This window comes from Ensifer sp. ENS09 (assembly GCF_014852425.1).
Classification (GTDB): domain Bacteria; phylum Pseudomonadota; class Alphaproteobacteria; order Rhizobiales; family Rhizobiaceae; genus Ensifer.
This window is the reverse complement of record NZ_JACVBP010000007.1, coordinates 1-26,518: the sequence shown is the minus strand read 5'-3', so window position 1 is coordinate 26,518 and position 26,518 is coordinate 1. Positions and strand designations below refer to the sequence as shown.

Annotated in this window: 21 protein-coding genes and 1 tRNA gene; 7 read left to right on the top strand and 15 right to left on the bottom strand. The window is 63.2% G+C overall.

Annotation, left to right across the window (positions count from 1 at the left end):
- Positions 1-2: 2 nt before the first annotated feature.
- Positions 3-479, bottom strand: a complete 477-nt coding sequence (locus IB267_RS28960) for an N-acetyltransferase (RefSeq protein WP_192450918.1) — start codon at positions 477-479, stop codon at positions 3-5.
- A 114-nt stretch (positions 480-593) separates the two neighbouring features.
- A tRNA-Arg gene (locus IB267_RS28955) sits at positions 594-670 on the bottom strand.
- 241 nt (positions 671-911) lie between these two features.
- Here IB267_RS28955 and IB267_RS28950 point away from each other — a divergent pair.
- The 4 genes from IB267_RS28950 to metH all read left to right on the top strand — a co-directional run bounded on the left by IB267_RS28950 (position 912) and on the right by metH (position 7,409).
- Positions 912-1,808 carry an ROK family protein gene (locus IB267_RS28950; RefSeq protein WP_192450917.1) on the top strand — a complete coding sequence of 299 codons (897 nt, stop codon included), beginning with the start codon at positions 912-914 and terminating at the stop codon, positions 1,806-1,808.
- Between the two features lie 5 nt (positions 1,809-1,813).
- The gene (locus IB267_RS28945) at positions 1,814-2,308 is read left to right on the top strand and encodes a heme-degrading domain-containing protein (RefSeq protein ID WP_192450916.1); all 495 of its coding nucleotides are present in this window, start codon (positions 1,814-1,816) and stop codon (positions 2,306-2,308) included.
- A 9-nt stretch (positions 2,309-2,317) separates the two neighbouring features.
- Positions 2,318-3,472: an AGE family epimerase/isomerase gene (locus IB267_RS28940; RefSeq protein ID WP_371742664.1), complete on the top strand. Its 1,155-nt coding sequence runs from the start codon at positions 2,318-2,320 to the stop codon at positions 3,470-3,472.
- 166 nt (positions 3,473-3,638) lie between these two features.
- Positions 3,639-7,409 carry a methionine synthase gene (metH, locus tag IB267_RS28935; protein WP_192450914.1) on the top strand — a complete coding sequence of 1,257 codons (3,771 nt, stop codon included), beginning with the start codon at positions 3,639-3,641 and terminating at the stop codon, positions 7,407-7,409.
- Between the two features lie 37 nt (positions 7,410-7,446).
- On the opposite strand, the gene IB267_RS28930 is transcribed toward metH, so the two are convergent.
- Positions 7,447-8,280, bottom strand: coding sequence for an alpha/beta fold hydrolase (locus IB267_RS28930; protein WP_192450913.1), 834 nt, complete (start codon positions 8,278-8,280; stop codon positions 7,447-7,449).
- A 30-nt stretch (positions 8,281-8,310) separates the two neighbouring features.
- Positions 8,311-9,336, bottom strand: coding sequence for a DUF1254 domain-containing protein (locus tag IB267_RS28925; protein WP_192450912.1), 1,026 nt, complete (start codon positions 9,334-9,336; stop codon positions 8,311-8,313).
- A gap of 251 nt (positions 9,337-9,587) precedes the next feature.
- On the opposite strand from IB267_RS28925, the gene IB267_RS28920 reads away from it, so the two are divergent.
- Positions 9,588-11,807, top strand: a complete 2,220-nt coding sequence (locus tag IB267_RS28920; protein ID WP_192450911.1) for an adenylate/guanylate cyclase domain-containing protein — start codon at positions 9,588-9,590, stop codon at positions 11,805-11,807.
- 27 nt (positions 11,808-11,834) lie between these two features.
- Here the strand turns inward: IB267_RS28920 and IB267_RS28915 are convergent, their stop codons facing one another.
- From IB267_RS28915 to IB267_RS28875, 9 genes are all read right to left on the bottom strand, one after another.
- The gene (locus IB267_RS28915; protein ID WP_192450910.1) at positions 11,835-12,338 is read right to left on the bottom strand and encodes a YHS domain-containing (seleno)protein; all 504 of its coding nucleotides are present in this window, start codon (positions 12,336-12,338) and stop codon (positions 11,835-11,837) included.
- A 27-nt stretch (positions 12,339-12,365) separates the two neighbouring features.
- The gene (locus tag IB267_RS28910; protein ID WP_192450909.1) at positions 12,366-12,956 is read right to left on the bottom strand and encodes an ankyrin repeat domain-containing protein; all 591 of its coding nucleotides are present in this window, start codon (positions 12,954-12,956) and stop codon (positions 12,366-12,368) included.
- Between the two features lie 135 nt (positions 12,957-13,091).
- A complete protein-coding gene (locus IB267_RS28905; RefSeq protein WP_192450908.1) occupies positions 13,092-13,751 on the bottom strand; it encodes an aspartate/glutamate racemase family protein in 660 nt (219 codons plus the stop codon).
- On the bottom strand, positions 13,748-15,211 hold the full coding sequence (locus IB267_RS28900; protein ID WP_192450907.1) for an MFS transporter: 1,464 nt from the start codon (positions 15,209-15,211) through the stop codon (positions 13,748-13,750). Before IB267_RS28900 ends, IB267_RS28905 begins: the two co-directional genes overlap by 4 nt.
- 292 nt (positions 15,212-15,503) lie before the next feature.
- Entirely contained in the window at positions 15,504-16,346 is an 843-nt protein-coding gene (locus IB267_RS28895) for a MurR/RpiR family transcriptional regulator (RefSeq protein WP_192450906.1), read from the bottom strand.
- 122 nt (positions 16,347-16,468) lie between these two features.
- The gene (gene ppk2, locus IB267_RS28890) at positions 16,469-17,389 is read right to left on the bottom strand and encodes a polyphosphate kinase 2 (protein ID WP_192450905.1); all 921 of its coding nucleotides are present in this window, start codon (positions 17,387-17,389) and stop codon (positions 16,469-16,471) included.
- Positions 17,390-17,507: 118 nt separating this feature from the next.
- Entirely contained in the window at positions 17,508-18,986 is a 1,479-nt protein-coding gene (locus IB267_RS28885) for an aldehyde dehydrogenase family protein (protein WP_192450904.1), read from the bottom strand.
- 103 nt (positions 18,987-19,089) lie between these two features.
- The gene (locus IB267_RS28880) at positions 19,090-20,295 is read right to left on the bottom strand and encodes an MFS transporter (protein ID WP_192450903.1); all 1,206 of its coding nucleotides are present in this window, start codon (positions 20,293-20,295) and stop codon (positions 19,090-19,092) included.
- A gap of 255 nt (positions 20,296-20,550) precedes the next feature.
- Positions 20,551-21,039: a DMT family transporter gene (locus tag IB267_RS28875; protein ID WP_043619501.1), complete on the bottom strand. Its 489-nt coding sequence runs from the start codon at positions 21,037-21,039 to the stop codon at positions 20,551-20,553.
- A gap of 84 nt (positions 21,040-21,123) precedes the next feature.
- Here IB267_RS28875 and IB267_RS28870 point away from each other — a divergent pair, with 84 nt between their 5' ends.
- Complete coding sequence (locus IB267_RS28870; protein WP_192450902.1) at positions 21,124-22,050, top strand: LysR substrate-binding domain-containing protein; 927 nt, start codon at positions 21,124-21,126, stop codon at positions 22,048-22,050.
- A gap of 69 nt (positions 22,051-22,119) precedes the next feature.
- Here the strand turns inward: IB267_RS28870 and IB267_RS28865 are convergent, their stop codons facing one another.
- Positions 22,120-23,121, bottom strand: coding sequence for a Tim44 domain-containing protein (locus IB267_RS28865; RefSeq protein ID WP_371742663.1), 1,002 nt, complete (start codon positions 23,119-23,121; stop codon positions 22,120-22,122).
- Positions 23,122-23,361: 240 nt separating this feature from the next.
- The gene (locus IB267_RS28860) at positions 23,362-24,957 is read right to left on the bottom strand and encodes a GMC family oxidoreductase (protein ID WP_192450900.1); all 1,596 of its coding nucleotides are present in this window, start codon (positions 24,955-24,957) and stop codon (positions 23,362-23,364) included.
- A gap of 326 nt (positions 24,958-25,283) precedes the next feature.
- Between IB267_RS28860 and IB267_RS28855 the strand changes: the two genes are divergently transcribed.
- A complete protein-coding gene (locus IB267_RS28855) occupies positions 25,284-26,228 on the top strand; it encodes a LysR family transcriptional regulator (RefSeq protein WP_192450899.1) in 945 nt (314 codons plus the stop codon).
- Positions 26,229-26,518 lie beyond the last annotated feature (290 nt).

Sequence of the window (26,518 nt, the reverse complement as noted above, 5' to 3'; positions counted from 1 at the left end):
CGCTAGGGCACGATCTCTTCGAGCTTTTGCGCGAAGATGCTGAAACCGGCCCGACGATACGTAGCCTGCGCCTTCGGATGATCCCATTCGTCGGTATGCAACCAGAACCGGTTTGCACCACGGTTCCAGACGGCGCGCAGCGCATTGTCGAGGAGAAATGGCCCCAGCCTTTGGCCGTAAACGTCCGGAATGAGGCCGAAATGGGTGAGTTCTACATCCTCGGTATCGGCACGGTCGAATTCACAAAGCCCGACCGCGCGGTCGCCCAGCCGGAGGATGTAGAGGCTCGTGGAGGCGCTGCCGAGAAAATCGTCGAGATCGGCTGTTGGCATGCGCAGTCGCTGATCCCAGCGCAATGGTTCGCCGACGGCGCGATAGAGCGAAAGAAACGCAGCGGTATCCGGACGTTCGGACGTAACCACCGCGTGCGCGATCGGTGCCGGAAACGCGTCGCCCGCCGGGCGTTCGAGCATTTCCATATAGGTCACAAGCAGCTGGACCGTGTTTTCTCCGGAAGGGGTAGCTTTAATGTCATCCACGGCGTCAGCACGGCGCGCGCCGCGTCCAGTTCGATTAACAGGGGTCTTGGAGAATGGTGATCCCGCCGCGATTCGAACGCGGGACCCCCAGATTAGGAATCTGGTGCTCTATCCTGCTGAGCTACGGGACCACTTGGATAGCACCCATACAAAAGCAAGGGCTCTTCGCCAAGTGTTTTTGCGTGCGTGCCCGAGGAAATGCGGGCAGCCCCGTCTCCTCGGGGCGGGGTGTTGCCACGGATCGACAGGCTTGAAAACGACGATGAAACGGGGGCTGGTCTTCCACGTCTTCCGAATGCTAAGCAAAGCAAGCGCCGGCCCGAGGAAGCTGGCGCTCCCCATTGAGACCTTCATCAGAGACCTGATCCAGATATGTTCATCGGAATAGATTGGGGCGGCACGAAAATGGAAGTCATCGCGCTCGGCCGCGATGGCGAAACGCGCGCCCGTCATCGCGTCTCGACCCCGACCAGCGGTTATGACGATTGCATTCGCGCCGTTCTCGATCTCGTTGCCGCCGCCGAGCAGACGGCGGGCGAACAGGGCTCGATCGGCATCGGCATTCCCGGCAGCCCCAATCCGCGCACCGGCATCGTGCGCAATTCCAATGCGGTACTGATCAACGGCAAACCGCTCGGTCGCGACCTCGAAACGGCGCTTGGCCGCCCGGTCCGGCTTGCTAACGACGCCAATTGCCTGGCGGTCTCGGAGGCGGTCGACGGTGCCGGCAAGAACGAGCATGTGGTCTTCGGTGTCATCGTCGGTACCGGCCATGGCGGCGGCCTTGCGATCGACAAGAAGGTGCATGCCGGCTACCAGGGCGTTGCCGCCGAGATCGGCCACTATCCGCTGCCCTGGATGACGAAGGACGAATATCCCGGCCACAAATGCTGGTGCGGCAAGCACGGCTGTCTCGACATGTATGCCTGCGGTACCGGCGTCGAACTCGACTACCGGCTCACGACCGGTGTTGAAAAGCGCGGGCGCGACATCATTGAGGCAAAGCGGGCGGGCGACCCGGTTGCGACAGGCGTCTATGAGCGCTTCGTCGACCGGCTGGCGCGCAGCCTGGCGCTGCTGACCAATATCGTCGACCCGGACGTCTACGTGCTTGGCGGCGGCATGTCGAATGTCGACGAGATCTATCAGGACGTTCCGCCGCGCGTGGTCAATTATCTCTTCGGCGACACGTTCGAAACGCCCATTCGCAAGGCCTTGCACGGCGACAGCTCCGGCGTGCGCGGCGCGGCCTGGCTCTGGAAGGACTGAACCCCATGAATATCGACAAGGACCTCGCCCGCATCGCGCGGCAGGAACAGGAATTGCAGTTCGAGCGCTTCGATCTGGATACGGCCTGGGAGCTTGGCATGCTGCTGCGCAAGATGGCGGCCGAGCGCAAGCTTGGCGTCGTCATCGACATCACGCTCTTCTCGATGCAGGTGTTCTATGCCGCGCTCGACGGGGCGACGCCTGACAATCCGAACTGGGTGCGCCGCAAGCGCAACACCGTGTTCCGGCTGTTCAAGAGCAGCTACGCCACCGGCCGCGAGCTTGCCAAGGCACAGACCAATCTGCAGGCGAAGCTCGGATTGGCCGATGCCGATTATGCAGCGCATGGCGGCAGCTTCCCGATCGTCGTCAAGGGCACCGGGTGTATCGGTGCCGTCACCGTATCCGGCCTGCCGCAACGCGAGGACCACAATATGGTGGTCGAAGCGCTCTCGGCCTTGCTCGGCAAGGATCACGGCGCCTTGAAGCTTGAGGACTGAGAATTGGCATTGGATATTCTTTCGCAATCACGCGTGCTGTCGGATTGGCTGGCAGACCAAGCCCTGCCGCTCTGGCGCGACAAGGGCGTGGATCATTCAGGCGGTTTCGTCGAGACGGTCGATATGGCGGGCGAGCCGACCCGCGCCAACCGGCGTGCGCGCGTTCAGCCCCGGCAGGTTTACTGCTTCGCGGAAGCCGGCCGGCGCGGCTGGACAGGCGACTGGCGTGGTGCCGCCGAAGGCGGGCTTGCCTATTTCGACCGCGTTTTCAAGCAGTCGAGCGGCTTTTACGGTGCGCTCGCCGATGCCGATGGCAATCTGCTCGATCCGTCCTTCGACCTCTACAACCAGGCCTTCGCGCTGCTCGCATTCGCCTATTTGGGCGAGGTCGTGCCGGCCCGCAAGGCCGAGATGATCGAGCGCAGCAATGACCTTCGCGCGCGGATAGAGGCGCACGTCAAGCATCCGGTCGCCGGCTTCGAGGAAGACAATCCTCCGCGCTTGCCGCTCTGCTCCAATCCGCATATGCACCTCTTCGAAGCGTGCCTGGCGAGCGAGACTGTCGAGGGCTTCGATCGGGTGGGCTGGGCGAACCTCGCCGATGAAATTGCACATCTGGCGATGGATTATTTCATCGATGCCGAGAGCGGTGTTTTGCGCGAATTCTTCGATCATGACTGGGCGCCGATGGCCGGCGACAAGGGCCGGATCGTCGAGCCCGGTCATCTGTTCGAATGGGCGTGGCTGCTTTTGCGCTGGGCGGAACGCCGCGGCAGTGCCGAGGCGATCGTCAAGGCGCGGCGGCTGTTCGATATCGGCGAGGCGCACGGCATCTGTGCGAACCGCAACGTTGCGATCATGACGCTTCTCGACGACCTGTCGGTCGCCGATCCGATCGCGCGGCTGTGGCCGCAGACCGAGTGGCTAAAGGCGGCCGTCCGCTTTGCCGCACTCACGAACGGTGCCGAGCGCGAGCGTTATCTTGCTTCGGCCGCGCGGGCAGCGGCGGCCCTCCAGACTTTCCTGGCGACGCCGATTGCGGGCCTTTGGCGCGACAAGCAGCAGGCCGACGGCAGCTTCGTTGAGGAGCCGGCGCCGGCGAGCAGCTTCTACCACATCCTTTGCGCCATTTATGAAACCGAGGACTGCCTGGCCCGGCTCTGATTTGCCGATCCAGAGTATCCGCTTTTGTTATGGCCCGTCGCAATTGCGGCGGGCCATTTTCTTTGCTCCGAGGGGTAAATGTGATTGCCGCATATGTTGACATAAAGATATCTTTATGTGATTGACTTGGCTTCGTGTTTGTCGTTTTCAGAACGGGAGATTTCCCATGTCCGCCATCGACGCCCTTTTCGGCGATGTTTCCTCCAAGCCGGATGGCTCCGAGATCAAGCGGGCGCTGGCCCAGGCTGCGCGCGAACGCATCCTGATCATGGATGGCGCGATGGGTACGGAGATCCAGCAACTCGGCTTCATCGAGCAGCATTTCCGTGGCGACCGATTCGGCGGCTGCGCCTGTCACCAGCAGGGCAACAACGATCTTCTGACGCTGACCCAGCCGAAGGCGATCGAGGACATCCACTACGCCTATGCGATCGCCGGCGCCGATATCCTCGAAACCAACACCTTCTCCTCGACCCGGATCGCTCAGGCCGATTACGGCATGGAGGACATGGTCTATGAGCTCAACCGCGACGGCGCCCGGCTGGCGCGCCGCGCCGCCAAGCGCGCAGAGGCCGAAGATGGTCGCCGCCGCTTCGTAGCCGGCGCACTCGGGCCGACAAACCGCACGGCGTCGATTTCGCCCGACGTCAACAATCCCGGTTACCGAGCCGTCACCTTCGACGATTTGCGCATCGCCTATGCCGAGCAGATCCGCGGCCTGATCGACGGCGGCGCCGACATCATCCTGATCGAGACGATCTTCGACACGCTGAACGCCAAGGCGGCGATCTTCGCGACCAAGGAAGTCTTTGCTGAAAAGGGCATCGACCTGCCGATCATGATCTCCGGCACGATCACCGACCTTTCGGGCCGCACGCTTTCCGGCCAGACGCCGACCGCTTTCTGGCACTCGGTGCGCCACGCCGAACCCTTCACCATCGGGCTCAACTGCGCGCTCGGCGCCAATGCCATGCGCGCTCATATCGACGAGCTCTCGGGCGTTGCCGATACCTTCGTCTGCGCCTATCCCAATGCCGGCCTGCCGAACGAGTTCGGCCAGTATGACGAGACGCCGGAGCAGATGGCGGCGCAGGTGGAAGCCTTTGCGCGCGATGGGCTGCTGAACATCGTCGGCGGCTGCTGCGGCTCGACGCCGGCCCATATCAGCGCGATCGCCAGGGCGGTTGCCAAGCATCCGCCGCGCGAGATCCCCAAGGTCGAGCCGCTGATGCGGCTCTCCGGCCTGGAGCCGTTCACGCTGACCTCCGATATTCCCTTCGTCAACGTTGGCGAGCGCACCAACGTCACCGGCTCGGCGAAGTTCCGCAAGCTGATTACCGCCGGCGACTATTCGGCAGCACTCGATGTCGCACGCGATCAGGTGGCTAACGGTGCGCAGATCATCGATATCAACATGGACGAGGGCCTGATCGATTCGAAGCAGGCGATGGTCGAGTTCCTGAACCTCGTCGCATCCGAGCCGGATATCGCCCGCGTTCCCGTGATGATCGATTCGTCGAAATGGGAGGTGATCGAGGCGGGCCTGAAGTGCGTTCAGGGCAAGCCGCTGGTCAATTCCATTTCCATGAAGGAAGGCGAGGAGGCGTTCCTTCACCAGGCCAGGCTCTGCCGCGCCTATGGCGCCGCCGTGGTCATCATGGCCTTCGACGAGGTCGGCCAGGCCGACACCCAGGCGCGCAAGGTCGAGATCTGCACCCGCGCCTACAAGCTTCTGACCGAACAGGCGGGCTTCCCGCCCGAGGACATCATCTTCGATCCGAACATCTTTGCCGTGGCGACGGGCATCGAGGAGCACAACAACTACGGCGTCGACTTCATCGAGGCGACGCGCGAGATCATCAGGACCCTGCCGCATGTGCATGTGTCGGGCGGCGTCTCGAACCTCTCCTTCTCGTTCCGCGGCAACGAGCCTGTGCGCGAGGCGATGCACGCGGTGTTCCTCTACCACGCGATCCAGGCGGGCATGGACATGGGCATCGTCAATGCCGGCCAGCTGGCCGTCTACGACGCGATCGATGCGGACCTGCGCGAGGCCTGCGAGGACGTCGTGCTCAACCGTCGCGCCGATTCGACCGAGCGCATGCTTGAGATCGCCGAGCGTTATCGTGGCCAGGGCGGGGCTCAAGGGCGCGAGAAGGATCTCTCCTGGCGCGAATGGTCGGTGGAGAAGCGCCTCGAACACGCACTCGTCAACGGCATCACCGAGTACATCGAGGCTGATACGGAGGAAGCACGGCTGGCCGCCGCGCGGCCGCTGCACGTCATCGAAGGCCCGCTGATGGCCGGCATGAACGTCGTCGGTGATCTCTTTGGCTCCGGCAAGATGTTCCTGCCGCAGGTGGTCAAATCCGCGCGCGTCATGAAGCAGGCGGTTGCCGTTCTGTTGCCGCACATGGAGGCGGAGAAGCTTGCCAATGGCGGCGAGGCGCGCCAGAGCGCCGGCAAGATCCTGATGGCGACCGTCAAGGGCGACGTGCACGACATCGGCAAGAACATCGTCGGCGTCGTGCTTGCCTGCAACAACTACGAGATCATCGATCTCGGCGTGATGGTGCCGTCTGCCAAAATCCTCGAAGTTGCGCGCGAACAGAAGGTCGACATAATCGGCCTTTCCGGCCTGATCACTCCGTCGCTCGACGAGATGGTGCATGTCGCCTCCGAGCTCGAGCGCGAAGGTTTCGACGTGCCGCTTCTGATCGGCGGCGCGACCACCAGCCGCGTGCACACGGCGGTCAAGATCAATCCGCGCTACGACCGCGGCCAGACGGTTTACGTCACCGACGCGAGCCGCGCCGTCAGCGTCGTTTCGAGCCTGCTGTCGCCGGAAGCGCGCGACAATTACATGGAGACGGTGCGAGCCGAGTACCGCAAGGTTGCCGACGCGCATGCGCGCAACGAGGCGGAAAAGCGCCGACTGCCGCTGTCGCAGGCGCGCGCCAACCAGCACAAGATCGACTGGTCGAACTACCAGACGAAGGCTCCATCCTTCCTCGGCACCCGCGTGTTCCAGAGCTGGGATCTCGCCGAACTCGCCCGCTATATCGACTGGACGCCGTTCTTCCAGACCTGGGAGTTGAAGGGCGTCTATCCGAAGATCCTCGACGACGAGGCGCAAGGGGCGGCGGCCCGGCAGCTGTTCGATGATGCGCAGGCGATGCTCAAGAAGATCATCGACGAAAAATGGTTCGCGCCGAAGGCGGTCGTCGGCTTCTGGCCGGCCGGCACGGTCGGCGACGACATCCGGCTGTTTACCGGCGAGGATCGCGCGTCAGAGCTTGCGACCTTCTTCACGCTGCGCCAGCAGCTTTCGAAGCGCGACGGTCGCGCGAACGTGGCGCTCTCCGATTTCGTCGCGCCTGCCGATAGCGGCTCACACGACTATATCGGCGGCTTCGTGGTGACGGCCGGTATCGAGGAAGTCGCAATTGCCGAGCGCTTCGAGCGCGCCAACGACGATTATTCGTCGATCCTGGTCAAGGCGCTGGCCGACCGGTTTGCCGAAGCCTTCGCCGAGCGCATGCACGAGTATGTGCGCAGGGAGCTCTGGGGCTATGCGGCTGACGAGACGTTTACGCCCGTGGAGCTGATTGGGGAGCCCTATGCCGGCATCCGCCCGGCGCCCGGCTATCCGGCTCAGCCTGACCATACCGAAAAGGCGACGCTCTTCCGGCTGCTCGATGCCGATGCCGCAATCGGCGTCAGCCTGACCGAGAGCTATGCGATGTGGCCGGGGTCGTCGGTATCGGGGCTCTATATCGGCCATCCGGAAGCCTATTACTTCGGTGTCGCCAAGGTCGAGCGCGATCAGGTCGAGGATTATGCGACACGTAAACGCATGCCGGTGCGCGAGGTCGAACGCTGGCTGTCGCCGATCCTCAACTATGTGCCGATGCCGGAAACGGAAGCGGCCGAGTAACGTTCGCATGAAGCGATGACGAGCCGATCCAGGCTCGTCATTGCCAGTGGTCGTTGCCTTCGGGCTGATCGTCCAGCGCGGCAAGGAAGGCCGTGAGCGCCGCATTGAAGCGGTCCGGTCGCTGTAGCGGCGCAAAGTGGCTGACGCCATCAAGCAGGATGAATGCCGCGCCGGGAATGCTGTGGGCGAGATAGTCCGCGTGTTCGCCCTTGATGAATTCGTCGTTTTCGCTCTGAACGATCACCACCGGCACGCGGATCTTGTCGAGATCGTCAGCGGTATAGTTCGGCTCCGTCTTCTGCATCGCGCTGACGGCATCGACGAAGGCGCCGAATTCATCTGATGTTGCTGACAGTTCTCTGTAGTCGGCCGCGTGGCGGCCGAAGCAGCGGTCGAGGATCGGGCTCGATTCGATCTCCCTGGTGCCGCTTGGGTCCATGTTGCAGGCAAAGAAAAAGACGCCACTCGCCCGTTGCGGTGCTTTTGACGCCAGCACCAGAGCGATGCAGGCGCCGTCGCTCCAGCCGGCAAAGGCTGCCTCTGGAAGCTCCAGCCGGTCCATGACGGCAAGCACGTCCGCCGCCATCAGTTCATAGGTATAGGGCCGGGCGTCGCGCGTACTGCGGCCATGGCCGCGGCTGTCGATCAGGATGACGCGGTGGCCGGCATCAAGCAGGGCGGGGACCTGATAACCCCAGTTGCCGCTGTGGCCGAGGCCGCCATGCAAGAGAATCACCGGCTTGCCTGAACCATAGGTCGCATACCAGATGCGGGCACCCTCGCGCTCGACATGGCCCTCGACGGTGGCAGCGGGCAGGGGAAGTGCGCCGTTCTCGGCAAACTTTGCGAGGTCGTCGTCCTGGAATTCCACGGGCCCGTCTCCCTGCTTGGCGCGGCGCGCTTATTTTACCGGCTGCGGCTCCGGAAACTGCCAGGAGCCGTCAAGAATCGCCTGGCGCGGGCGGTAGAGCCGCACCGTATAGTTCCATCCCTCGACCACCGGCAGGCAATTGGCGATCTTGCCGTCGCAGCCGCCGAACTGGATCGCGACACTGCCATCATCCGCTTTCTTGGCGGTGATGTTGTTGATCGTATAGGCGTCGTAGGGGTTCTTTTCGTAGAACCCTTGGGCATCATAGACGCTCACCGACCAAAAGGCGTCGACAGGCACGTCCTTGACGTCGAGCTTGTAAATGGTCTTGCCGTCGTTCTTGGCGGGCGTGACGTTCAAGTAGGTCGCGTCCTTGTCCGGATTGCCACCCCAGCCGGTCGCCGTGCCGATCAGGTGGCGGATCGGGTCGACCTCTTGCTTGGTGCCGAAGGCCTTCTTGAAGTCCGGCATGGTCGAGCCGAGCACCAACAGTGCCTCGCGCACCTTCTTCTGGCTCGCCGGATCAAAGGCCGGGATTTCGAAACTGCCGGCTGCTTGCTGGCTGACCTTGATGGCGTCCTGCAGGGCGTGGACTGCGGCGATGTCCTTGGGGCTGGCCGGATCGACGAGCGTGCGGATACCGACGACGACGTAGCGCGTGCCGACCTTTTCCTTCGTCAGCATGGTTTCGCCAGCGCCGTAGACGACTTCGGGCACATAGTGATCCTCGGTGATCACCTGCAGCGACATGAAGCGCTTGCCCGCGTCCGGCATGGTGATGGTCACCGGGCCAGCGTCGAGATCGAAGACCGCCGACGAATAGAGCGTGTCGCGGTTGAGGCGGATGACGGTCTGATTGTCGATCGAGGCGGGTTCCCGCCGGTGCAGCAGCTTGCCAAGGCCGCCTTCCTTGACCATGCCGGCCGCGTACATGTCGCTTTCTGCGCGAACGAAGTTGTCGACGCCGACCGGCACTAGATCGGCCGCGATCGAGGGCGCAGCCACGAAGGGCAGGAGAAACGCGGAGAGGGCGGTTCGGCGGAAGATGCTGGACATAGACGGTTCCCTTCAGGTGTTGCGACAGGAAACGGACGCGCCTGTCGCGCAAAGCGTGACGTCGCCCGCCATGGTGCGATGGCGGGCCGTCGGCTCTCTGCTGCCTATGTCAGGCCCGGCAGAAGGTTCACGCAAGTACGTAACGGTTACGGACACTGGCGCTTTCGAACACCCTCTCGGCATGATGGCGCCGTTTGCCAAGCTGCGGTAACATCAAAGGCTGGAGTACATCGTACGTTGAGAGCCCGTCGATGGAGCGCCGTCTCGCTGCCGTCCTGATCGCGGATGTCGTCGGTTACAGCCGCCTGAGCCGGCTGGACGAGGAAGGGACGCGTCTGCGATTCCAGTCCGACCTCAACACGATCCTTGAACCCCTCTTTCGCGAACATCATGGACGGCTGGTGAAGACGATGGGCGATGGCTTGCTGGTCGAGTTCCGCAGCGTCGTCGATGCGACGCAATGCGCGATCGAAATCCAGAAGCGCAAGGCGGCGGCAGAAGCCGAAAAGGCGGCGAACGGCGAGAGGCTGGATTTCCGCATCGGCATCAATCTCGGCGACATCATCGTCGAGGGGGACGATATCCACGGCGACGGCGTCAACATTGCCGACCGGGTGCAGGGGCTCGCCGAGCCGGGCGGCATTGCCATCTCGGGCACGGCCTATGACCAGGTGGGTTCGAAGCTGAAGGCCGGTTTCGCGTCGCTCGGGGCGCAGGCGGTCAAGGGGCTCGCCGAACCGATCCGTGTCTATCGCGTGCTTCTTGATCCCGATGCCGCTGGCAAGACGATCGTCGCGCAGAATGGGCGCAACACTGCTCGGCTGAAGAGCGTAGTGATCGCTCTGGCGGTGTTTGCGCTGGCGGCGGCTGTTGGCTGGTGGCAGCCTTGGACGTTGATTGCGCCGCAAGGGCCAGCGCAGCGCTTCGCCTACCCCCTGCCGGACCAGCCTTCCGTCGCCGTGCTGCCCTTCATCAATGTCAGCGGCGACAGTGATCACGACCATCTGGCCGAGGGGCTGACTGACGATCTCATTACCGAGCTGTCCAAGTTGTCCGGCCTCTTTGTGATTGCCCGCCATTCGGTGTTTGCGTTGAAGGGCAGTGCCGACAAGATCCAGGACGTGGCCGCAGAACTCGGCGTGCATTATGTGCTCGAAGGCACGCTGCAGCGGGCCGACCAGCGGCTGCGCATCAACGTCAAGCTCATCGACGCGATGAGCGGACTTTCGCTCTGGGCGGAACGTTACGACCGGCAATATGCCGATCTCTTCGCGGTTCAGGACGACGTGATCGGCAAGATCATAGCGGCACTCGAGGTCAAGCTCAGTGAGGGCGAGCGCGACCAACTGGCGCGCATCCCGACGGACAATCTGGAAGCCTATGACAACTACATGCGGGCGGAACAGCAGGGCCTGATCTGGCGCGATGTCGACACCTATCGCCAGACGCTTTCCTACTATCAGCGGGCGATCGATCTCGATCCGGATTTCGCCGACGCCCATGCGGGCATCGCCCGTGTCGCCGTCGACGTCTGGCGAAACGACTACAACTATCTCTGGTCGGCGGCCGTGGCGCGCAAGATCGCCTATGACGCGGCGGGGCAGGCGCTGAAGCTCGATGCCAACAACGCCCGCGCCCATACGGTGCTGGCGTTGCTGCAACTCGTCGATGGCCGTCCCTTGGAGGCGAAGGAATCGGCACTTCGGGCCGTTTCGGCGCAGCCGAACGATGCGGAAGCGCTGGCCAACCTGGCGCTGGTGCTGGCGCAGACCGGCGAACATGAACAGGCGCTCGACGATATCGAGCGGGCGCTGAGGCTCGATCCTTCGCCCTCATCGAGCCTACAGCTTTTGGCCGGCATCGTTTACTACACCTCGCGCCGCCTCGAGAAGGCGATCCCGTTGATCGAAGCGGCCGGCGCGTCCTTACCGAAGGCCGAAGCGGTACGCGAGTACCTGGCTTCCGCCTATGCCCAGCGCGGTGACCAGCAGAGTGCCGCTGCACAAGCGTCGGAACTCCTGAAGCTCTTCCCGGATACGAACCTCAGCTACTATGGTTATCTCTACGACTACTGGCGCGAAGAGGATCTCTATCGGCACCTCTTCGGCCTGCGCGTCGCCGGTGTTCCCGAATGGCCCTTCGGCTTCGTCGGTGCCGCCAGCGACCGGCTCGGCCCTGCCGAACTCAAGCAACTGACCACCGACAAAACCTGGGTTGGCATGCACAAGAACGGCACGAGCTTCGCGCAGTTCTTCGACAAGGACGGCAATACTGCCTATCGGACCAGCAACACCAACATCACCGGACGCATCGAAGTGAAGGGCAATCAGCTCTGCGAGAAATACGACGGCTATTTTCTCGACCGCATGGTCTGCGGCTACGTCTACCGCAACACCGCCAAGGGTGAGCGCACCGCCGACTACATCAACGTGACGCCGCAGGCGTTAAAATTCTTCTCGATCGAGAAATGACGGTTATCGTCGCCGGAGCGCAGGCCTTCAGGGCTGGGGCTTCGTCCAGTTGATGTTCGCCTTCTCGGTGAGCAACGTCTGCTCGACCTCGGACCAGTGCTTGCGCGAATCCACCACCTTGTTCGGGTTCTTGACCAGACCGTCGGCCGCACCCGGATCGTAGCTGAGATAGAGCTTGTCCTCGATGATGCGCCAGGCCTTCGGGTCGATGTTGGTTGTCACCGTGCCGAAGGAGACACCGTCGGCGCAATAGCCGCCATATTGCGGTGCATAGCGGGTCGGTTCCTTGATGAACTGGTCGCGGTGTTCGGCGCTGGCGAACTGCCAGGTGGCGCCGAGCCAGCGGTAGCTGAATTCGGGCGATCCTTCGACCGCCTTGTTCTCGGTGAAATAGGCGACCGGGTCGTAGCCCTTGATCGCCACGTCGCCGAAATAGCCGGTGTTGACGGGCTCTTCCGCCAGCGACGGGACGGCCGGTAAAAGGAGCGCCGCTGTCGTCGCGATTGCAAATCGTATGGAGTGTCTAGACATGCCTTTTCCTCCGTTTCCGGATCTGATCTATTGCCGTTTCGTGCATTCGCCATAGAGCCAATCGCCGACAAGCTCGGCCTTCTGGCAGGTGGCCCCGGCCTTGAGGAGCAGCTCGGCGGCCGGCCAGTACGATCGCCAGCCGGCTTGTGTCAGCGGCGTGTAGCCGTTGCGCTCCTTGGCCTCGATGTCGGCCTTGTTGGCCAAGAGAAAGGCGACAATCTCGGCGTGGCCCTCTTCAGCGGCCGCGTGCAGCGGCGACATCTTGTAGAAGTTGGCGGTATCGTTGACGGCAGCGCCCCTGGCGACGAGCAGCTTCACGGTGTCGAGACTGCCGCCATAGGCGGCCGCGTGCAGCGCCGTCAGGCCGCCCTTGTTGCGGATCTCGATGTCGGTGCCCCGGTCAAGGAGGAGCGCGACCACTTCGGTGCGTCCTTTCAGAGCCGCGATCAGCAGCGCCGGTTCGCCGGCCGCATCCGGCTCGGTGATGTCGCTTCCCAGGTCGAGCAACTGTTTGACGCGTGCCGTATCGCCGTCCCGTGCCGCGTCGTGCAAAGGGCCGGCCATGGCTGTCGCGGTGAAGAACCCCACCGCGGCCAGCGAAGCAAAGAGCGATTTCATCGCGCAACCTCCGCCCCAGCTTTGGTCTCGCTTCCTAAGGAACAGCGAAAATACCACAGGGCGGCCGGTGGAAACAGGTTTTCCGCTCGCCCGATCCATACTCCTTTTGGGCGATCATGGGCTTGCGGGCGCCGCTCAGGCGGCGACCTGCATCAGCTGGAGCATGCGGTTGATGGCGCTCGGAATGGGCGCGATGATCGGTGTCGCAAACAACGGCTGCAGTTCGTCGGCCGCCTGGCCGAGCGGACCGCCGCCGATGATGACAGCCTCGGCGCTGTCGTCTTCGATGCATTGACGCACCGCTTCGCCGAGCGCCGCGAGGAGACGGTCCGGGTGCGCGGAGAGCGCGAGCGGATCGCCCGGCGTGCAGCGGATGCCGGTATATTGCGGCCAGACGCCGAGGTCGCGGGCGCGCTCGTCGATGGCCTCAATCAGTTCCGGTGTCGTGGTGGCGACGCCGAATTTTCGGCCGTTCCTGGAGGCCTCAATCATCGAAGCCTCGCAGATACCGATGACCGGGATATCGAGCCTCTGCTTGAGGGCGGCAAGGCCGGGATCGCCGAAGGCGCTGACGACGATGCCACGGCATCCCGCGTCATGCTTTTCACCGATCTCGACGACCTCGGCTGCAGCGTCCGTCAGCTGCTCCGGCGTCACGATCATCGGCGGGTTCCGCATGGCCGTGGCGACTGCCACGGCCATGCGTCCTGATGCAGCCCGGCGTGCAATGGCGACCATCATGTCGCTGGTGGCACGCGAACTGTTCGGGTTGATCAGAAGGATATGTGTGTTCACGTTCTCAGTTCCGCGCCGACCTTGATTTCGGAAGTGTCAGACTTTGTAAGGTCCGTATCGGCTGGCTGGGTCAGGTCTTCCATCGACATGCCGTAGGTCTCTGGCCCGAGCTGGATGCAGAAGGCGAAGACCGCATACATGCCGGCGGCAAGCCCGAAGACACCGACCATGCCGTAGACGTCGAAGAGGGCGCCGGCGATGGTGGGCACGAAGGAGCCCGCGGCCGAGCCGGTTGCCAGGATCAGCGCCACGCCGAAGGCGCGGATGCGGGTGGGGAAGAGTTCAGGTGCATAGATCCAGATCGAGGTGTTGAGCAGCAGCACGAAGAACTGGAAGATCGCGCCGAACATCAGCACCAGATAGATATTGGTGCCGAGATAGGCGATCGAGACGGCCGCGAGGCAGGCGAAGACCGCACCCAGCGTCAGCACCTTCTTGCGCGGGAAGTAATAGCCGAACATCGAGGCGGCGATGGCGCCGAGCACGCTGCCGCTCTGGATGATCATACTGTAGAGCAGGCTGCCCTGCAGCGTGTAGCCCATGGAGACGAAGATGATCGGCATCAGCGTCAGCACCGAAAGCTGCGCGCCGTAGCTCATCAGGATGGCGATGGCGACGGGAATGGTGCGGCCGATGAAGGGCGCGCGGAAGAGTTCCTTCCAGTCGCTCTTGGCCGGCTCTTCATCCTTCAGGTGATCCTTGGTGAGGTACTCCTGGACCTTGAGATTGCGTGGGCGCAGCGAGCCGGAGGCAAGGATGGAAAGTACCTTGTTGGCTTCGTCGATCTTGCCCTGCGATGCCAGGAAGCGCGGTGTCTCCGGCACGAAACGGCGGTAGAAGACGACGAGCAGGGCCGGCAAGGCGAGCGAGGCAAACAGCCAGCGCCAGCTGTTTTCACCCGGGAAGAGGGTGAAGATCATCAGGCCGAAGGCGGGTGCGAGGAAGTTGCCGAAGCCGCCGGCGCCGACATTGACGAGGCCGGCTGCCGTGCCGCGGAATTTCGGCGAGCAGAATTCCGACAGCATGGTGACGGCCGTCGAGATCTCGCCGCCGACGCCGAAACCGACGATGGCGCGGGCGAAGCAGAGCGTGGCGAAATTCGGCGCCATGGCGCAGGCGGCAGAGCCGATGGTGAAAAGCAGGAGGTTGATGGTCAGCATTACGCGGCGGCCGTAACGGTCGCCGAGGATGCCGGAGAGCAGGCGGCCGATCGCTGCGCTGCCGAAGGTGATGGTGTTGAGAAAACCGATGTCGGTGCCGGTCAGGCCCCAATGTTCTTTCAGGATCGGGCCGGCGACGCCGATGGTGTTCTGCTCGAAACTGTCGAACAGGCAGCCGATGAGCACGAGGGCGAGGATCTGCTTGTGGGCGCCGGTGACGCCGATCTTGGTGAAGGCTGATTCCAACTGTCTGATGACCGGCGATGACCTGCCGGACGGTACCATATTTTCCGCTGCCATGGTTCGTTCCCCTTTATGGCTTAACAACGTGAAAATGTGAAAACTCAGTTTCATGAAATCTATATCATGAAATCTCAGTTTCATAGGAGATTCTATGACGCGCTGCGAAAGGAAATGGCCGTTCGCAACCCAGGCTAGGGAAAGCAGATTTCGTGCCATTCTATGAGAAACTAAGGTTTCTCGTTTATCGTCAAAAGCTTGGCGACAGATTGCGCTCGAACGAGCAGTTGAAACTCAGATTTCGTCTGCTTGAAAAATGTTCTGCCGTTTCAGGCAAATGCCCAATCGACGCTCACAGTTCGTCGAGCGCGTCGTTGATCGCCTCGATGCCGCGCAGGCGATTTCGGCCGGCGGGACCGGCGATTTCGATGCATCGGGTGGTGAGCAGATGGCAGAGCGCCATCACCGAGACGTGGTTGAACAAAGGCCCCGGCGCCAGCGTCTGGCAGCGGAAGTGCCACTCCGCCTGGTTGAGGAAGGGAACGCCTTCGTCGGTGATATAGAGCAGCCTTGCGCCCGCTTTTTCGAGCTGCGCCAGGATCGGTTCGATCAAGGTGACGCGGCGGCGCAGGCCGAAAAGGATGACGACGTCGTCGCTACCGATGCTGACCAGATGTTCGCCGAGCGTCTGGCCGCCACCGGGTATGGCCGATATGTGCTCGACCACCTGGGTCATCTGCCATTGCAGATAGGTGGCGAAGGAATGGCTGGCGCGAAAGCCGATAACCCAGACCTTGCGGGCGCCGAGAATGGCGGTGGCGGCCGCCGTCACCTGGGTTTCGGAAATGGCGAGGAACGTCGCTTCGATGTTGGCGACGCCCTGCGCCACGTGCGAGGTGAGCGACTGCTCGCCGCCGCTGTCGGTGGCGGTCGCGAGAAACAGGCGCGACCCCGTCTGCTTGTCGGCGCGGGCATGCCGGCGCGCTTCCTCGTAATTGTCGTAGCCGAGCCGCTGGATGAAGCGCGACACCGTCGCCTTCGACACATGCGCCAACGCCGCCAGTTCCTGGGCGGAGTAGCTGGCGACCTCGCCTGGAAAATCGCAGAGGAAATCGCCCAGCCGCCGCTCGGCCGGATGCAGCTCCGGCAGCACTTGGCGAACACGGGTGAGGAAGGAACGTTCTTTCGGGCTCATGCGATGTCCATGAAACTGGCGTTTCACGGCAATCTCTGATTTTCGCGGGAATATTGCAAGCAAGGCGGGCGGATGCCGCCCCGCTTTCAACGGCGGCCGACGCGGGCAGTTGCTCGCGCACGTCAGTATTTGGACGGCACGTAGAGTTCCGGCGGCAGCACCTTGCGCTCGTAGTCCGGGTTGAAGACGCGTTCCGGCAGCGAGATTTCCTCGTGCGGCACATCCTCGTAGGGGATCTGCGCCAATAGATGGTCGATACAGTTCAGCCGGGCACGCTTCTTGTCGTTGCCTTCAACGATATGCCACGGGGCTTCGGGAATGTTGGTGCGGGAAAAGGTCTCTTCCTTGGCCTTGGTATAGGCCTCCCAGCGCACCCGCGACTGCAGGTCCATCGGCGACAGTTTCCACTGCTTCAGCGGATCATGGATGCGCACGAGAAAGCGCATCTGCTGCTCTTCGTCGGTGATCGAGAACCAGTATTTGACAAGACGGATACCGGAGCGAACCAGCATGCGCTCGAATTCCGGCACGTCGTCGAAGAACTGCTCGACCTGATTTTCGGTGGCAAAGCCCATGACGCGCTCGACGCCGGAGCGGTTGTACCAGGAGCGGTCGAAGAGCACGATCTCGCCACCGGCCGGCAGGTGCGGCACGTAGCGCTGGAAGTACCATTGCGTCTTTTCGCGGTCGGACGGCGCCGGCAGTGCGACGACACGCACGACGCGGGGGTTGAGCCGCTGGGTGATGCGCTTGATGACGCCGCCCTTGCCGGCGGAATCGCGGCCCTCAAAGATCACCACCACCTTTTCCTTGTGATGGACCACCCAGTCCTGCAGCTTGATCAGTTCTGATTGCAGTCTGAGTAGAGAGCGAAAGTAGTCGATGCGCGGGATCGATGGCGGATGGTTCTTGCGGTAGATCTTGCGGATCTCTTCCGATAGCGCCGGCTCGGAAAGCTCGAGTTCGTAATCCTCGTCGAGCGTGTCGGCCAGTTCCGCTTCCAGCCAGTCCTGCGTTTCGATCTCGTCGTTCGACCTGTTCATCTGACCCTCCGGATTCCGTGTGCTCCACGACAGCTTTGCATGATGCCATCGTTAGTCGGCTTATTTCACAGCCGCATGAAGGGAATTTGACGCCGGTACCTCCACCCTCCGATCGGCGCTATCCCTTGATGTACCAGCCCCAGGGCTCGTCGGCATCGAAGCTGGTGATCTGCTTGGTCTCCAGATAGTTCGAAAGCCCCCAGCGGCCGAGTTCGCGGCCGATGCCCGATTGTTTGTAGCCGCCCCATGGCGCTTCGGTGAAGGTCGGCTGCGAGCAGTTGATCCAGACGATGCCGGCGCGAAAGGCGCGGGCGACGCGCTCGCAGCGGTCCCTGTCGGCCGACATGACGGCGGCTGCAAGACCGAAGCGGCTGTCGTTGGCCATGCGGATCGCGTCTGCCTCTTCGCCAAACGGCTTGACGCAGACAACCGGGCCGAAGATCTCCTCGCGCCAGACGTAGCTGTCCTCGCGCATATCGGTCAGCACCGTCGGCTCGATGAAGTAGCCGCTGTTGAGGCCGGCCGGGCGGCCTCCGCCGGCAGCCACGGTGGCACCGTCCTGGCGGGCGCGGTCGATCGCGCCCATGATCTTGTCGTACTGGCCCTTGGAGACGATCGGCCCGAGCAGGGTACCGTCATCGATGCCGTTGCCGATGGTGATTTTCGCGGCCTCCTCGCAGAGGCGCTTGACGACGCTCTCGTAGATCGTCTCCTCGACGAGCACGCGTGAGGTCGCCGAGCAGACCTGGCCCTGGTTCCAGAAGATGCCGAACATGATCCATTCGACGGCCTTGTCGATATCGCTGTCGGCGAAGACGACGAAGGGCGACTTGCCGCCGAGTTCGAGGCTGACGTTCTTGATGTCCTGGGCTCCGGCCATCATCACCTTGCGGCCGGTGACGACAGAGCCGGTGAAGGCAAGCTTGTCGACCAGCGGATGCTCGGTCAACGGCTGGCCGGCGTCCTGGCCGGTGCCGGTGAGGATGTTGAGCACGCCGGCTGGCAGCCCGACCTCCTCGGCGATGACGCCGAGCTCGAGCGCTGTCAGCGGCGTCAGCTCCGACGGTTTGAGCACGATGGTGCAGCCGGCGGCGAGCGCCGGCGCCACCTTCCACGACACCATCAGCAGCGGATAGTTCCAGGGTGTGATTGCGCCGACGACACCAAGCGGTTCGCGCACGGCACGTGACGTGAAGCGGCTGTCGCCGACGGTGATCGCCTCCTCCGGGTTGGCGTCCAGTTCCTCGGCGAGGCCAGCATAATAGCGGAAGCAGCCGGCGGCATCGTCGATGTCCCACAATGCTTCCGGCAGCGGCTTGCCGTTGTCGGCGACTTCGAGCCGGGCCAGCGAGTGGCGCTTCTCTTCGATCTTGGCAGCGATCGCGCGAAGATAGGCGGCGCGCTCGGTTCCCGACAGTTTCGGCCAGGGACCGCTGTCGAAGGCGATGCGGGCAGCCTTAGTGGCCCGGTCCACGTCTTCGTAGGTTGCGGCAGGCGCACGATGGATGACCTCTTCCGTCGCCGGGTCGATCACGTCGAGCGTGCCGCCGCGGCGCGGTTTTTCCCATTTTCCGTCGATGAACAACCGGTCCTGCATGCAATACCCCTTTATAGCCCGGTGCGAGTATGGCCAGTCAAAGTGAAACGCGCCAGCCGTAAGTTACGGCTGGCGTTGGTCTTTTTCCCGCGGGGAGACGGCTCTAACGGTTGGTCGCCGACCCGCGCCACACAAGGAACGGCAAAACCGGCAGCACGGCGCAGGCGCTGGCAAAGAGCCAGAACTGCCCGAGCGTCACGAGATCGCTGGTATACAAGGCTCCCGAGACGATGCCGGCGATCAAGCTGGCATCCATGAGTGGCAAGCTGACGGCATAAAACAAGGCCTGGCGCTCAAGAGGCAGGCAGCGTTGCACGAGGGTAAAGTAGGTGGCGAAGGCGATCATCTCCGGTATGCCGCCGACGATCAGCAGTGCGCTCGCGACCAGATAGTTGGGCGTGAAAATCAGCGCGAAGGTCGAAAGGCCCTCGAGCAGGCTGGAGATGAGATAGGCGCGAAGCAGCGCTTGCGTGCTGGTCAAAGCCCCTGCCAATTGATGCGAGACGATGGCGCCGATCAGGGCGCCGGCACCCTGCGCCGCCAGAAGCAAAGTCCACATCTCGGGGCCGAGATGAAACTGGTCACGATTGAGCCAGAACAGGAACGGCTGCAGTGCCCCGAGCGAGACCATGTAGCCGAAAGCCGGGAGCAGCAAGGCCCAGAGTACGGGGTTCTCGCGGAACATCGCAAGGATTTCCCGTTCGAAGCCCGGAGCGTGTGAAGGGGCCGCGTTCTCTTGCACCTGCCTGTCGCGTGGTTGAAGCACCAGTAGAAGGGCTGTCGCGATCTGGGCGAGCGCCAGCGCAGCAAGCGTTGCCTCGATCGAGGCGGAGGCGACTGCGAGACCCGCTGCCGGCGGTCCGAAAATCTTGCCGAAGCGGTCGATCGCCTGGAATGCGGTATTGGCCTCCATGTTGCGACCGGCGGGAACGACGGCGGCGCGTAGCATCAGGAGGCCCGGCGTGATCCCCGCATCCGCAGTGCCGATGACCAGGACAATCATCTGCACTGTCATCGCGTTCGGCGCGAATGCAAGGCCGGGAATGGCGACGGCGGTCACCAACAGGGAGCATAGCACCGGAAGCCTAGGGCCGCTCCGCCGCAGGAGCGCGGCGACGATCGGCGCAAGCAGGAGGCTCGGCAGCAGGCGCAAGGCAAGACTGCCGACCAGTTCCGCACCGGCGCCGAAACGCGTTGCGACGACGAGCGGTAACGCGGCGACGAGCATCCAGGAGCAGAAGGAATCGACGGTGAGGACAAGGCTGATGCGCCGGAAGGCGGCATCGCCCCAAAGATTGGAAGTGTTCATAGGAGAGCCCGATGAGACGCAATCGATCTCGGGTCTGCTGCATTGGCAGGTTTGATGAGATCGACGCGAACAGGATAAGCCCGCGCGAGAGGCGGACGGTTCTGGGCTCACAGATGCAAGCCCCGCCTTGCGGGGCTAATCAGGCCATCAAATGGGGTTCGCTCGACATGGCCAGCCATCTACCATGGGCGCTTCTCAGGTGACAAGCGGCAGCCTTCATGGTGATGGCTGCCGCGATGGATAGGCGGCCCTGCGCTATCGCGGTGCGTTGGCCAAGGCCGGCGTGACATTGGCGATCTGCGTGATCACCATGCCGCCGACGATGAAGAACAGGCCGGTCAGCCGCGCCGCATTGACTGGCTTTTGCGGAAAACCCATCAGGCCGTAGTGGTCGATCAGCATGGAAATGACCATCTGGCCGGCAATGACGGCAACAATGAAGCTTGCCGCGCCGAGCTTCGGCGCAAGGAGGAGGGCCGCGGTAATGTAGATCACGCCGGCGAGGCCGCCGATCCAGATCCACCACGGACCCTTGAATGCCACAGCCAGGTTGGGCAACGGCGCCCGGAATGCAATCAGCATCGGCAGGATGAGCGCGAGGCTGACGCCGAGCGAGACAACCGTCGCCCAGAGCGGATGGCCGAGGAGGCGGCCAAGGTTGGCATTGGCGCCGGCCTGGAGGGGGACGACGGCGCCGGCGAAGATCGCCACGGCAAGCAACAGGAGGGAGGAGAGATTGGGCATTGTTTTTTTCCTTTTGTTGCCGTGATCCTCTCTCATTTGCGCGGAGAATGGAAATTCCGATTTTGCAGGTGCTATATTCGTGCGATGAATAATCTTGGCGCTATCGACCTGAACCTGCTCGTGGTGCTCGACGCCCTCCTGGCGGAGCGCCATGTCTCGCGCGCGGCTCTCCGGCTGAACAAGAGCCAGCCTGCCGTCAGCCATGCGCTGGCGCGGTTGCGCGCACTGTTCGACGACCCGTTGCTGGTGCGCCACGGCGGCCAGCTCGAGCCGACGGTGCGGGCGCTGGAGATCGCGCCGCAGCTTGCCGAAGCGCTCGCGCATATGCGTCAGCTCATGGGGTCTCAGCCGTTCGATCCGGCGCGCGCGCGCCATGTCTTCCGGCTGGCGATGTCCGACTACGCAGCACTTGTGCTGCTTCCGCAACTGACGGCAGTGCTGCGCCAGCAGGCGCCGAACGTCGATCTCATTGTCAGCCAGGCGAGCCGCGAAGTGATGATGGCGCAGGCCATCGACGGGGAGATCGATCTGGCGCTCGGGGTTTTCCCGACGCTTGCCGAGGATCTGAGAACATCCTTGCTGTTTGAGGAGCACTTTGCCTGCCTGGCCGATCGTGTGAGCCTCGGTGGCGAAACTACGATGGATCTTTCCGCCTATCTGCAGCGGCCGCATATCCTCGTTTCGCTGCGCGGCGATACCGGCAACGAGATCGACCTCGCGCTTTCGGCTATCGGACACAAGCGCCGTATCGCGCTGGCTTTGCCCCATTGGAGTGCGGCGCCCGGTCTCGTTGCCGGAACCGACCTCGTGCTGACGGTCGCGCGCCGTATCCTGCCCCGCGACGGGGAGGCCGGGCAGCTTGCCATCTTCCCGCCGCCTTTCGCGATCCCGCCCTTCGCCTTCCGGCAGATCTGGCACCGGCGGCGCGACGGCGATCCGGCCCATCGCTGGCTGCGGGACCTGATCGCCGGTGTTCTGGCGCCGTCGACTGCGGCCCCCGCCGCCGTGTGACGCGTGAAAACGAAAAGGCCCGGTGCGGCGATGCCGACCGGGCCTTTCTTATAGGCTTTGTTTAGTGCGTCAGTGGCTGACGCCCTGGATCGCCGAAACCTGCCACTCGGCGCCCGGCTTGCGCACGAAGGTCCAGAGTTCGACGGCTTCCGTCAGATTGTCCGGATCGCCGCTGATTACCTTGCCGGTGGTGCGGTCACGCATGACGTCGATGCTCTCGTAGCGCATGGCGACGGTCGCGAACTCCGTTCCGTTTTCCGACCAGGCCTCGGCGACGTCGCCCTGAACCAGGTGCACATCGCGCACATCGTTCTTGACGCCGCTCGTGGCGTTGTCGCTGAGCTCTTCGGCGAGGTAGGACATGGCTTCCGGCGTCGTCAGGCGACGCAGCGTGCCGTAGTCTTCCGCAGCATAAGCGGCCTGGACCTCCTTCAGCATCTTTTCGAATTGCTCGAGGTCGGAGCCCTGGATGCCGATCTCATCGGTCGGGCCGTCGGTGACGGGCGCTGCCTGAGGGGAAGCCTGGGGCCGCGCCTGCGGCTGGCCGCTTGCCTGGCCACCGCCGATGCTCGGGATCTTGAACGACGGCATGCCGTTCGAAGGCTGCTGGCCCGACGAGCGCTCGGACGGACCGGCATAGGCCGTCTGCTGGCGGTTGCGGTTGAAGAAGCGCATGGCGAGCATGATCAGGCCGCCGATTAGCAGCATCTGCACGATCAGGCCGAGGAAGCCGGCAGCGCCGCCGAAGCCGCCGCCCATCAGCATGCCGATGAGACCACCGACCATCAGGCCGCCGAGCAGCGAACCGCCAAAGCCGCTGAAGAATCCCGGACGGGCGTTCGGCTGGGTGGCGTTCGGACGCGTCTGGCCGGCCGCCGGAGTGGCGGCGGCGGGGCCTGCGTCCTGGCGCGGCGTCATCGAACGGTTGATCGGTGCCGCGCTCGTCGGCGCGGTGTTGGTGGTTGCCGGCTGCGAGAAGGTGCGGGTGCCGCGGCTACCGAAGCCGCCGCCCGAACGCCGCGCTTCGGCGACGTCCACAACGGTCAGCGCGACGACCATGCCGATCGCCATCATTGCCAGAGTTCGTCCAAAACGCCCAAATCGCTGCATTGCCATCACAACCCCTAAATCTTGCTTGGGCTCAAACCGAGCCATCAGGGCCTGATATAGGGGCTCGACGCCTGAGATTTAAGCTTTTCGCGTCGTTTTTCGGCCAGTTTACCGTTATCCGACACCGCTACCTGGCCGAATCCGGCGTGGAATCAGCATCTTCGCCGGGCGCCGAACGCCGCCCGCCCTTGCCCGAGACGCCTAGCGATTGGCCGCGAGGATCATCGTCGCCGCCTTTTCGGCGATCATGATCGTCGGCGAGTTGGTGTTGCCCGAGGTGATTGTCGGCATGACCGAGGCGTCGGCGATGCGCAATCCCTTGAGCCCCCGTAGGCGCAGTTCCGGATCGACGACGCTGTCGGGATCGGCGCCCATGCGGCAGGTCCCGACCGGATGGAAGATCGTCGTGCCGATGTCGCCGGCCGCACGCTTCAGGTCCTCCTCGGTCTCGTAGGAAGGCCCCGGCTTGAACTCGACCGGGTTGAAGCGGGCGAAGGAAGGTTGCCTGACGATCTGCCGCGTTAGCCGGATGGCATTGACCGCGACGTTTCGGTCGGCCTCCGCCGTCAGGTAGCGCGGCCGGATGTCCGGTGAGGCGGCAAAGTCCGGCCCTTTGAGATGCACCGAACCGCGGCTTTCCGGACGAAGGTTGCACACACTGGCGGTGATAGCCGGGAAGGAATGAACCGGCTCGCCGAACTTGTCGAGCGACACCGGCTGCACGTGATACTGCAGATCCGGCGTTTCCTTCTCCGGCCCGGAGCGGGTGAAGATGCCGAGCTGGCTCGGCGCCATCGCCATTGGCCCGGAACGTTTCAAGAGATATTCGAGCCCGATCGACGCCTTGCCGAACAGCGAGTTTGCCTTTTCGTTGAGCGTCGGTACGCCTGTCACCTTGTAGGCCATGCGCAGTTGCAGATGATCCTGCAGGTTCTCGCCGACGCCGGCCCGCTCATGACGAAGCGCGATGCCGTTTTCCTGCAGCACGTCGCCGCGACCGATGCCGGAGAGTTCGAGGATGTGCGGCGAGCCGATTGCGCCGGCGGAAAGTACCGTCTCGCGTGTGGCCGAGGCGCGCTTGACTGTGCCGTCGTGCTGGAATTCGACGCCTGCGACGCGATCGCCCTCGATGATCAGCTTGCGCACATGCGCTTTGGTCAAAACCGTAAGGTTGCCGCGCTTCTGCGCCGGGCGCAGGAACGCCTTTGCGGTGTTCCAGCGGATCCCAGAGCGCTGGTTGACGTCGAAATAGCCGGAGCCTTCGTTGCTGCCGCGGTTGAAATCCGGCGTTTCGGGAATGCCGGCTTCGCTTGCCGCCTTCTGGAATGCGTCGAGCACGTCCCAGCGCACGCGCGCCTTTTCCACCCGCCATTCGCCGCCGGCGCCATGCATTTCGTTGGCGCCGCGATAATGGTCCTCGGATTTCTTGAACAGCGGCAGCACGTCGTCCCAGCCCCAGCCGGTGCAGCCGAGCTGGCGCCAATGGTCGTAGTCCTGTGCCTGGCCGCGCATATAGATCATGCCGTTGATCGACGAGCAGCCGCCGAGCACCTTGCCGCGGGGATAGCCGAGCGCCCGGCCGTTCAGGCCCTCTTCCGCCGCCGTCGTGAAACACCAGTCTGTACGCGGATTGTTGATGCAATAGAGATAGCCGACGGGAATGTGGATCCAGTGGTAGTTGTCGCGGCCGCCGGCTTCGAGCAGCAGCACGCGGTGCCGCGGGTTTTCCGAAAGGCGGTTGGCCAGCACGCAACCGGCGCTGCCTGCCCCGACGACGATGAAGTCGTATATGTCCATGGTTCTCCCTCGATATCTCCGGCTCGACCCTTCAGATCCGGGGTTCGCGCGAGATCGCTCCTTCAGCCGCGCCCCGGCGCCGCATCCCTTCGCGTCATGCCCTCTTCCCAAACCGCCAGCCGTCGCCAACGAACGCAGGAATGCTCCGGCGCCGGATGGTGGCCGCCGGGGGGCGTTCGTTTCGCTCTGTTCATATTTGGCCAGACATGCTCCTCAGATGTCCGCTCTGGCACGTACCATCGGGAAAAAACTGCTTGGATGCAAGCGTCCGGAACCGTAAATTGCAAAACAGGATCTGTTCATTTTCGAACAGACAGGGAGTGAGCATGAATCCGAATTTCACCTGGGACGATCTGCAGTTCTTTCTGGCGGTGGCCCGTACCGGGCAGCTGTCGACGGCGGCGCGGCGCCTGAGGACCAGCCATGCCACGGTGTCGCGTCGCATCGACCGGCTGGAGTTCGCGCTGAAGGTCAAGCTGTTCGAGCGCAATCCGCGCGGCTACGTCTTGACCGGCATGGGCCAGCGCTTCGTCGAAACCGCCGAACGGATCGAGCGCGAGACCGAACAGTTGCAACTGGACATCAATGACGGCCTGACGGCGCAGCGCGGCGTCGTCCGGCTGAGCACGCTCGAAGGCTTCGGCAATTTCTTCCTGGCCGACCGGCTGGGGGACTTTGCGGCGCGCTATCCGAACGTCTCCCTGGAAATGCTGGCGATCCAGCAGATCATGTCGCTTTCGCGCAAGGAGGCGGATATCCAGGTGGCGCTGACGGCACCGAAGGCCGGGCCTTACCAATCCGAGGTGCTGGCCCCCTATACGCTGCATGTCTATGGCGCGCGCAGCTATCTGTCGAAGCATCCGCGGATCACTGGGCGCAACGATCTCGCGGCCCACCGCTTCGTCGGATATATCGAGGACATGATCTTTGCGCCCGGTCTCGATTACCTGGGGGAGCTGCAGCCAGGCCTGCATGCCCATTTCCAGAGTTCGAGCATCCTGACGCAATTGAAGGCGGTGCGGCAGGGGCTGGGCCTTTGCGTCTTGCCGCACTTCATCGCGCAGCAGGAGGAGGACCTGGAGATCGTCCTGCCGGAAGAGATCGAACTCAAGCGCACCTACTGGCTGGTTTGCCATAGGGATCTGGTGGCCGTGCCGCGGGTGAGGGCGGTGCGCGAATTCCTGATGCAGAGCGTCCGGGAAAACCGCGGCCATTTCACCCGCGAAATGGCGCTGCCGACGACTGACGTTCGGCGCCTGTCGCGTTCCTAAATCCTGCCAGATTGTGGCGATATAAGATCGCGCAACCAGTGGGCGGTGATTTGCGGACCGAAACACCGCGATCTCGTGGATCAAATCGACCTAGTTTATCAACAGCTGGAATTATTGTTTATAAACAGTGAGTTGTCGATTTTTGAAGTTTTTTTGAAGGTTGCTGTTGACGTCTGTGAGGGCGGGGGTCTATAAGCCCGATCACTGACGAGGGCGGCGGCGCTGCTGGCGACGACGACCTTCGCTCTAGAGTTTCCTGGATTGGCTGAGGCTGATTTTGGGTCTGGACC